Genomic DNA, 2,120 nt, shown 5'->3' on the forward strand with positions numbered 1-2,120 from the left:
GCGTCTGTAGGAAAGGGCCGTGCGGAGCGGCGCGTCGCCTCCATGGGTTGGTGGGGCGCGCAAAGCGCCACAACCTGCAACGAAATGTGGCTTTCTTCATGAAATGTGTCCGCATGTCGACGGGGCGCGGGCGAAATCTGGGGGGCTGATCGCCATAATTTCAGCTCACCCGGTGCCAGGGAGGGGCGCTCGGTGGCGCGATGCACGCCTTCCCCGAAAGCAGAAAAATGTCCCATCCAAAATTCCGTTTGTCCGCCCTGGCTGCGCTGGTGGCCGCGACAGCTGCCGCCTGCCCGCTGGTGGCCCAGGCCACCGTGCCCGCCGGTGCGGCAGCCGAGATCATCAGCCTGCAAGGCACAGGTGACCAGCGTGCCGCCTCCGCAGCCGACTGGGGCCCTGCCCGACTGGCCCAGGCCCTGGCCCAGGGCGACTTTGTGCGCACGCGCCAGGCCGCCAAGATGGCGCTGCTGTTCGCGGACGACACCCAGCTGCGACTGCACCAGAACACGGTGCTGCAGGTCAAGGGCGTGGCCACCCCGGCACAGCCCGTGACCACCTTGCTGCTCAACGCTGGCCGTGCGTGGACGCAGACCAAACGCGCCGACGGCAGCCGCCTGAACCTGGAGACACCGGCGGCGACCGCTGCGATCCGTGGCACCGATTGGGACATCAGTGTGGAGGACGATGGCCGCACGCTGATCACCGTGCTGTCGGGCACGGTGGAGTTTTCCAACGCGCAGGGCTCGGTGTCGGTGGGCGCCAACGAAGCGGCGCTGGCCGAAGTGGGCAAGGCCCCGGTCAAGCTGGTGCTGAGCCAGCCGCGAGACCGCATCCAGTGGGTCAACGCGCTGCGTGCCGACCCGGTGCCCCACCTGTCGGCCGAGCCCGTGCCTGCAGCGCTGGCGCCCGTGCGGGATGTCCTGGCGGCACGCGACCTCGCGGCGGCCCGTGCCGCGCTGGCGCAGGCGCGCACTACCGCAGCGCCTGTATGGGTGGATGTGTTTGATGCGGCTGTGGCCCTGCAGGCGGGCGACCTGCTGGCCGCACGCGGGTCGCTGGCGCGGCAAGTGGCTGCGGTGGACGCCGCGCCGCTGCCCGCGTGGCTCATGCAGTCCGACGTGCAGCTGATGGAGGGCGAAGGGGCTGCAGCGGCCGGTACGCTGCGCACGGCGCTCCAGCGCTGGCCCGCCCACCCGGCGCTGGTGGCGCAACTGGCGCGGGTGCAGATCCTGAGCGACCGGGTGGACGAAGCGGCTGCCACCCTGGCCCCCGCGCAAGGCACGGCCCACGCCGACCTGGCGCTGGTGGGCGCCGAGCTGGCCCGGCGCCGGGGCGATGCGCGCGGCACGCTGGCCGCCTATGCCGAGGCGCAGACTTTGGCACCAGGCGATGCACGCGCCTGGCAAGGCCTGGGCAGTGCGCATGCCGAGCGCGAAGACCCGCGCCCCGCCCGCGAGAACCTGCGTCGCGCGTTGCAGCTGTCGCCGCAATCGCCCGGTGCCTGGGGCGAGTTAGGGACTCTGGAAACCTTTGTAAACCAGTTCACCGAAGCGGGTCAGGCGTTTGCCACTGCGCTGGGCGACAACCCGGCGGACTACGTCGCGCTCACCGGCCAGGGGCTGCTGCACCTCAAGCAAGGGCAGCCGGATGCCGCGCTGGATGCGTTCTTGCGGGCGGGCGTGATGGAGCCGCGCTATGCCCGCGCCAAGACCTGGACCGCCGTGGCCTATTACCAGCTGGGCCGCCACCAGGATGCGCTGGCCACCCTGCAGCAGGCGACCGTACTGGACGACAAGGACCCGGTGCCCTACATGCTGCTGGCGCAGATCCACACCGATCTGTTCCGGCCTGGCGAAGCGGTGGAGGCCGCGCGCGCTGCCGTGGCGCGCATGCCGTACCTCAAGTCGCTCAACCAGGTGGCCAACGACCAGAAGGGCAGTGCCAACCTGGGCGCATCGCTGGCCTTCTTTGGCATGGAAGACTGGGCGCTGGAGATGGCGCAGCAAAGTTTTTATCCCTACTGGGGCGGTAGCCACCTGTTCATGGCAGACCGCTATGCGGGCGAATTCAACAAGAACTCGGCGCTGTTCCAGGGCTTTCTGACCGACCCCATGGCGTTT

General features: G+C 69.7%; 1 protein-coding gene. It reads left to right on the forward strand.

Features of this window, described 5'->3' with window-relative positions:
* Nucleotides 1-227: 227 nt before the first annotated feature.
* On the forward strand, nt 228-2,120 hold a 1,893-nt coding region (locus tag DBR23_RS27965), incomplete at its 3' end, for a tetratricopeptide repeat protein (RefSeq protein ID WP_146191473.1).

Source organism: Acidovorax sp. HMWF018 (assembly GCF_003061035.1).
Lineage (GTDB): Bacteria > Pseudomonadota > Gammaproteobacteria > Burkholderiales > Burkholderiaceae_C > Acidovorax > Acidovorax delafieldii.